The organism is Acinetobacter sp. YH01021 (assembly GCF_013420255.1).
GTDB lineage: Bacteria > Pseudomonadota > Gammaproteobacteria > Pseudomonadales > Moraxellaceae > Acinetobacter.
The window spans coordinates 353,892-361,246 of record NZ_VOYO01000001.1 but is presented as its reverse complement, the minus strand read 5'-3'; the positions used below and the strand labels follow the sequence as shown (position 1 = coordinate 361,246).

Below are 7,355 nucleotides of genomic sequence, written 5' to 3'. Positions count from 1 at the left end.
GCCGAGTCGTAAAGCTCAGAAAGCTGTTATTGAACAAAGAAAGTTAAATCCTGTGCTTGACTCTTGTGGTTAAAAACAGGACATTTTAAATGGTTTATCGCATAGACATTTTAATTGGTGAATAACATCTTTTGATTTCCTTTTTAAATTATAACTTTATTGTATATAGACAAGCCCACTCATTAGCGATTGGGCTTTTTAGTTGATATTTCACGTTCCACGCTTCATTTTGGTACAACTTTGAATGATTTTATTAAATTAAGCTGATCAATTTCTATTTTGGATTAGCTTTGCTTAGCCAAAAATTTCTCAATGGCTACCTGTGCAATCTCCGCATCTTCAAACGACTTCACACCCGACACACCCATCGCACCGACGAGCTGGCCTTGATACAGAATCGGTTCACCACCTTCCAACATTCCTGAGAAAGTTTCCATGGTCAGAAAACCCATCTGTCCGCCTTTGATAATATCCTCAAACAGTTTGGAGGGATGGCGACTCATAGCTGAACATTTAGCCTTTTCGACGGCCAGATTTGCAGTCATCGGTGCTGCACCATCCATACGCTTCATCGCAAGCAAATTACCCGTTTCATCTACGACTGCAATACTGACATTAAAACTGTTCTGAATGGCATATTGATGGGCTTGATCTAATAAAAATTCCGCATCGCTTAAAGTCAAATAATGTTTGGTTTGCATGAAAATGATCTCTAATTTTAAATGTAATTCCCCCTAAGCCTGAGCCATATATAGCGCAAGAATACTGGAGGAAGTCTTTAAATTTTCATTTCTATTCGATAGATGAAAGCCCTCTCCTTTAAGGAGAGGGTTTGGGAGAGGTATTACGCTTTCATCTCAGCAAAAGTTTCTTTAGCCGCTTGAATCGTGTAAGCAATATCTTCATCACTATGCGCAGCAGAAATAAATCCTGCTTCAAAAGCAGATGGTGCAAGGTTTACGCCACGATTTAACATGCCATGGAAGAATTTACGGAACGCATCGACATCGCATTTCAGCATAGAGTCGAAGCTAGTAATATCTTCCTGATCGGTAAAGTAAAGACCAAACATACCGCCCACTTGTTGGGTCTTGAATGAAATGCCTGCTTCATCAGCAGCAGTTTGTAAACCGGCGAGCAATTTTTCGAGTTGTGCGGTTAATTTTTCATAAAAACCTTCGGTACGTAAATGCTTGAACATCTCGATACCGGCACGCATTGCCAGTGGATTACCCGACAATGTACCTGCTTGGTATACCTTACCCAGTGGTGCAATACATTCCATCACTTCACGCTTACCACCAAAAGCGCCCACTGGCAGACCTGCACCAATGATTTTACCTAAAGTGGTTAAATCCGGAGTAACGCCATAATGTGCTTGCGCACCACCCAAACCGACACGGAAACCAGTCATTACTTCATCAATGATAAACACTGAACCATGTTCATCACAGACATCACGAATCGCTTGCAGGAAACCGTCAATTGGTTTCACCAAGTTCATGTTGCCTGCGACTGGCTCAACAATCACGCCGGCAATTTCCGAACCAAATTTGGCAAAGCATTCTTTTAAAGTCGCGATGTCGTTATATGGAAGTGTCAGCGTATGTTTTGCAAAATCCGCTGGCACGCCTGCCGACGTCGCTTCCCCTTCACCACTGGTCAATAAACCTGAACCGGCTTTTACCAATAATGAATCCGAATGACCGTGATAACAGCCTTCAAATTTTACAATCTTGTCACGGCCAGTATAACCACGCGCTAAACGAATCGCGGTCATGGTCGCTTCTGTACCTGAGTTGGTCATACGAACCAGCTCAATCGATGGCATGATCTCGCAGATAATGTCTGCCAGTGTGGTTTCATGAACTGTGGGCGCACCAAAGCTCAAACCGTCTACTGCGGCATCCTGAACGGCTTTAATAATCGCAGGATGCGCATGACCCAGAATCATCGGCCCCCATGAACCCACATAGTCCACATAACGTTTGCCATCGACATCATAAAGATACGCACCTTGGGCTTTTTCGATAAAGACCGGCGTCCCACCGACACTATTAAATGCACGTACAGGTGAGTTGACGCCACCCGGGATATGTTTATTGGCTTGTTTGAACAATTGTTCTTGCTTTGGAGATAAGCTCATGAAGGCACTCGACTCAAAATTAAATCAATCAAAAAATTTTATGCTGTAGCTTGAAAAAGCGCAGACCATTCATCTAAACGTTCAGGAATGGCATTCATAGGGAGTCCCAATATATCACTAATCACCGCGCAATAATCCGCACCTGACTCAATGACATCCTTGGAATTTTCAACCGTTAAACCGCCAATGGCACATAAAGGTACATTTAATTTCTCTTTGGCCAGTTTTAAGGTTTCCAGACCAATATTACCGGCTTCTGGCTTGCTGTCAGTAGCATAGATTGCGCCGAATGCCACATAATTTGCACCATCAGCAATGGCCTGTTCAGCCAGCTCAAGTGAGTTATTACAACTACGGCCAATCAACACGCCTTTGGGCAAACGCGCTACAGCGTCGACAATAGAACCATCATCCTGGCCCAAATGCACACCTACGCCGTATTTAACCGCCATTTCAAGATCATCATTAATCACGAAAGGTACGCCATATTCAGCACACATGGCTTTCATGTACTCGATTTCGTAAATTTGATCTTCTTTCGCCACTTTTTTACGGCGATATTGCAAGACCGCAACACCACCATTGGCCATTGCACCTTCCAACTTCGCCAATAAAAGCTCTAATGGATCATCATTGGTAATTAAATATAAACCGCGCATCTTGCTCGCCACTTGCTAGGATGGCTCTATTATAGGCATAACTCGGTTTAATTGCCGCCATCTTGCTGTTTCTAAGACTGGGCAGCAACAGATTTGCAGTTTTTTAGCGCAATTTGTCAATTAAATCTCAAATATCACCATTTTCAGGGATATACGGACTTTCAAATCTGCGTTTTAATGGCCTTATAACAATAATTATAACGTGTTAATGCTTACGCCCTCCGACAAACGCTTTTAGGATTTTGCAGATAACTTGGTGGAGAAGTTGCAAAATTCTAAGAGCGATTTTTTTGTCTTTTTTTCGCCTGGCTCAAGCGTACTCAAATTAATTAATATTAAAAATACCCATTTTCAGGGATAGCCCAATCGGCGCGAAGCGTCTTAAATAGCCTTAGACACAGAAAATAAACAGAAAAATAAATACCTGTGTTTGTAATACCCGATCCTTTCTGGTTTTGAGTCATTCGTTTGTGGGAAAACGTTTCAAAGCCAGAAAGGATCTTTTACTTTCAGCACAAATCCACATGAATTCTTCTATGAATATTTACACAATAGCATGAGCAAAATCTTGAACATTTATTGGTAGCAAACAGGCATAAAAAAAGCCCGGAGAAGGTCGCTCCAGGCTTGGAAAACTGATGTATTAATTAAAATATAATGGTTGATCAAAAAACCTAATCTGCAATACCATAATTATTAGAATAATAATTCTAGACTTGCAAGGCTTTTATCGAAATTTCATGCTTTAAGTGGGCACATTCCGATAAAAGTCATTCTGGCTTAACGGGAAATTTTATCGTATTTAAGGTCGATCAGACTGATATTACCACGCAGGACATCGGCAAACATGCGCCAGTCCGAGATAAAGCTATATACAGGCTGTTTGAAGCTGGCTGGTTTATTGCGCTCAAAGATAAAATGACCGACCCAGGCACAGGCATAGCCCGAGAGTAAACCATATGCAAAATATCGCGGCTTGCCTTGACGAATGGCTTTGGCAAAACAGTATAAACCGATGCTACTGCCGGCCACGTGCAGACGGCGGCTAATAATATGCCGATGCTCAGTCAAATAGAAGCGATAAAATTCATGATAGTTCTTAATCGGCATCTGGGGCTGAACCATCACCTCATTCTTACTTTCTGGTTGTACTTGTACATTCATCTGTCATCATCCTGACGTTTTTTGTTTTACCTTAGCGTATATTTTAGCCAAATAACAGCCTTTTGATGCGCGCTTCAATGCATCTTGCACATCCCCGTGAACGCCTGAATCCGATCGTTTTAGCCTAAAATGAACCGATGAAATCTAAGTTTCAAACTTCTGTTTAAGCTTTTTATGCTCAGTCAAGTCTTACATGCATTTTGATTTTGGTTACAATCTGCTGCGCACAAATCTAAAAATATAATTGCGGCTGCTGTCCGCCTCATTTTAAAACCTTATTCAAGTGAAGATTCAGTACTTAATTGCACTGAACAGATAGGATGATCATCATGGTTGAAGTTGAACTCAAGTTCCAGATTCCTGCGGCAAGACGCACTGCGCTGCTCAAGGCACTTGATCCGAAAAAGTCTCAACAGATCCAGCTTCAAGCCAAATATTATGATACGGTCGACCGTCAACTGGCCCGGCATGGGGTAGCACTGCGTCAGCGTCTGGAAGGTACACGTTGGGTTCAAACCCTAAAAGCGGCCGGAAAAAGTCATATCGAACGCTTTGAACATAATCATGATCTAGGGGAATTAACCGCATCTCCTGAACTGGATTTAGATATTTATAAAAAATTTCCAGAAGCCGGGATAATTCTCAGCAATGCGCTCGGCAATCAGTTCGACCAGCTACAACTCCAGTTTGAAACCGATATTTCCCGTACGTTAAGGGTAATTGACTATGAAGATACCCAGATCGAAGTCAGCTTGGATATTGGACAGATCCGCACACAGGATGCTGAGCAAGAAGTACATGAAGTTGAGTTCGAACTAAAAAATGGTTCAATTCAACATCTGCTGGCCTTTAGTTTTGAATGGGTCAAGAAATACCAGCTCTGGCTCGATGTACGCAGCAAAGCAGAAATAGGCAATTTATTGGCCACTTCACAGCGCGTTAGCCCTGCGACCCTTAGCAAAGAATTTCAGATCAGCAAAAAAGACAGCGCCAGTAAAACCATGCGCAGTCTGATTGCGCAGCAGATGCAGCATTTATTGCCGAATATCGCGGCGATTGCAGCACAGGTTGCAGAGCAGGAACATATTGATCAGGCACGACTGGCACTGGATCACTTATATCTGACCTTGCTGCTGTTCAAAGACTGGCATCCTCAGCTTTCGGACAAATGGGCACATCAACTGGCGGCCTTTAAGCAGCAATTTGAACATCTGCAACATTTGCAACACATGCAAAACAGCTTGGCCGGCTTCCTGCAAAATCCAACCACGGCAGAAAACCTGAGCAAAGATATTCTGTATGCGCAGGAGAAACTCGGTAATCTGGTCAAATCCACCCAGAATGTGCATCATTATCTGGAATTGCTGATGTTTAGTTTAAATGATAATGATCATGCTTCTCTGGATCTGAAAACTGCTGCACAAACCACCTTGCAACAGCAATATAAAGCCTTGCAGGAACAAATGAACCAGACGGATATCACCGATTTTGAAAGTCTGGATCAATTGGCCAGCCGGATTCAGGAACTCAAATTCAGCTTTCCGATTTTAACCACGATCTATGATGTCAAAAATTTGCAGAAATACAGCAAAGCGCTGAATGATGCACAACTGGCAGCCAGTGAATATCAAACCTTGGCCTCTTCTGCAGTTTATATTCAGCAGACCGAACTGGAAGCAAGTGACTGGTTTGTGCTGGGCTGGCTGACCGCCAAGCAGGAAGTCTATGCGCAGAAACTGCTTGAAGCGACCGAACAGTTCCTGGTCAGCCGTAAATTCCTGAAATAAACATATTGAAATAAATATCACGAGAAATACTTAAAGCACGCCTTCTATGGCGTGCTTTTTGTTGCAGAAGCACATCACACCCCTGCTGATCTTTGGGCTATATTAATCTGTAAAACCAACATCACGGAGGAATAACCCGATGGCAGAAATAGAACTCAAATTCCAGATTCCGCCACAGTCTCGTGTGCAATTTGAACAGGACATCCAGAAACTTCAGCCGACTCGGCATCGTCTGTGTGCACGCTACTTTGATACTGAAGCGCAACAATTACAACAACATCAGATTGCCCTGCGGCAACGTCTGGAAGACCAGCAATGGATTCAAACCCTGAAAGCAGCGACCGAACAACAATTTGAACGTTTTGAACTTGAGCATGAATTAAAAAGTCCTCCGGAACATTGTGATTTTCAGTTATATCGCAAACATAAACCGGCCAAAAAAATCCTGAAACAGGCGCTCGGTGATCTGGAGACACCGCTTATTCTGCAATTTGAAACAGATGTCGTACGGTATGTACTCACAGAAAGTCATCTGGACAGTAAGATTGAAATTGCCTTTGATGTCGGAGAAATTCGACACAATGATCAAGCCATCGATATTTATGAAGTCGAATTTGAGCTTAAATCCGGCCAGCTGAGTGAATTGATTGATTTCATTCAGCCCTGGGTTCAGCGTTATGCTTTGTGGCTAGATACACGGAGCAAATCGGAACGCGGTTATGCCTTATTACATGGCGAAGAGAATCTGCCGGTTCAGCATCAGCTTCCCTTAGTGCTTGAACAGAAAGATCAGATCAGTACGATTTTGCAAAAGATTGTCACCAACTGTCTGGCTCATCTTTTCCCAAATGCGACGGCGATTGCTGCAGAAAATTATAATAGTGATCATGTGCATCAGGCACGTGTTGCGATTCGACGTTTGCGCAGTGCCTTTAAAATTTTCCAGTCCGTAACTGAACATGTACAGCCAGAATGGCCAGAACAGCTGCGGGATATTTTCCAGCAACTGGGTTCTACCCGAGATCGCGATGCCTTGGCAGAAAGCCTGATTCCACAACTAGAAAAAGCAGGTTCACCCTTACTGAAATTACCACCACACCGACAAAAACAACCAGATATCAGTACACTGTTCAGAAGTCCTGCCACAGTAGAATTAATGCTGCAACTATTCAGCTTTAGCCAAGAAAATACAGAGGGTAAAGCCAAGTCTTCGCATAAAATTTTGTGTAAAGGCCTGAGCAAGCTGCACCAGCAAATCTGTCAGGATGCCGAGAACTATCAAGAACTGGATATTGAATCCCGACATCGCACACGCAAACGGGTTAAACGCTTACGCTATAATGTAGAATTCTTGCAAAGCTTATTTCCTGAAAAAGAGGTTAAAGCCTATCTAAAAGCCTTAAAACCCTTGCAGGAAAGTCTCGGGCATTATAATGACCTATTTGTAGCAGACGAATTATTTAGACCTTATGTCAAACAACAGGCCAAGGCCTGGTTTGTGCTAGGCTGGATAAGTGCGGAACAGCAGCGTTTGTCGAACGAAGCAGCAGAGCGTTTACAGCAGTTTGCAGAAAATACCAAGCCCTTCTGGTAAGACCG

6 protein-coding genes are annotated in these 7,355 nt (G+C 43.0%); 2 read left to right on the top strand and 4 right to left on the bottom strand.

The window, feature by feature from the left end:
* Positions 1 to 284: 284 nt before the first annotated feature.
* The 4 genes from FTT86_RS01760 to FTT86_RS01745 all read right to left on the bottom strand — a co-directional run bounded on the left by FTT86_RS01760 (position 285) and on the right by FTT86_RS01745 (position 3,969).
* On the bottom strand, positions 285 to 701 hold the full coding sequence (locus tag FTT86_RS01760; RefSeq protein WP_004280003.1) for a heme-binding protein: 417 nt from the start codon (positions 699 to 701) through the stop codon (positions 285 to 287).
* Between the two features lie 143 nt (positions 702 to 844).
* Entirely contained in the window at positions 845 to 2,146 is a 1,302-nt protein-coding gene (gene hemL, locus FTT86_RS01755) for a glutamate-1-semialdehyde 2,1-aminomutase (protein ID WP_071852227.1), read from the bottom strand.
* 38 nt (positions 2,147 to 2,184) lie between these two features.
* Positions 2,185 to 2,805, bottom strand: a complete 621-nt coding sequence (thiE, locus tag FTT86_RS01750) for a thiamine phosphate synthase (protein ID WP_180039121.1) — start codon at positions 2,803 to 2,805, stop codon at positions 2,185 to 2,187.
* Positions 2,806 to 3,585: 780 nt separating this feature from the next.
* A complete protein-coding gene (locus tag FTT86_RS01745) occupies positions 3,586 to 3,969 on the bottom strand; it encodes a DUF962 domain-containing protein (protein ID WP_044109647.1) in 384 nt (127 codons plus the stop codon).
* Between the two features lie 329 nt (positions 3,970 to 4,298).
* Between FTT86_RS01745 and FTT86_RS01740 the strand changes: the two genes are divergently transcribed.
* Positions 4,299 to 5,756, top strand: coding sequence for a CYTH domain-containing protein (locus FTT86_RS01740; RefSeq protein ID WP_180180417.1), 1,458 nt, complete (start codon positions 4,299 to 4,301; stop codon positions 5,754 to 5,756).
* Positions 5,757 to 5,895: 139 nt separating this feature from the next.
* Positions 5,896 to 7,350 (top strand): CYTH and CHAD domain-containing protein, encoded by a 1,455-nt coding sequence (locus tag FTT86_RS01735; protein ID WP_085064265.1) that lies wholly within the window; start codon positions 5,896 to 5,898, stop codon positions 7,348 to 7,350.
* The last annotated feature ends 5 nt before the right edge of the window (positions 7,351 to 7,355 follow it).

What these genes read in the sequence shown, in the direction of transcription:
- FTT86_RS01760 (WP_004280003.1), bottom strand. Translation starts at nt 701, where the DNA reads ATGCAAACCAAACATTATTTGACTTTAAGCGATGCGGAATTTTTATTA.
- thiE (WP_180039121.1), bottom strand. Translation starts at nt 2,805, where the DNA reads ATGCGCGGTTTATATTTAATTACCAATGATGATCCATTAGAGCTTTTA.
- hemL (WP_071852227.1), bottom strand. Translation starts at nt 2,146, where the DNA reads ATGAGCTTATCTCCAAAGCAAGAACAATTGTTCAAACAAGCCAATAAA.
- FTT86_RS01735 (WP_085064265.1), top strand. Translation starts at nt 5,896, where the DNA reads ATGGCAGAAATAGAACTCAAATTCCAGATTCCGCCACAGTCTCGTGTG.
- FTT86_RS01745 (WP_044109647.1), bottom strand. Translation starts at nt 3,969, where the DNA reads ATGAATGTACAAGTACAACCAGAAAGTAAGAATGAGGTGATGGTTCAG.
- FTT86_RS01740 (WP_180180417.1), top strand. Translation starts at nt 4,299, where the DNA reads ATGGTTGAAGTTGAACTCAAGTTCCAGATTCCTGCGGCAAGACGCACT.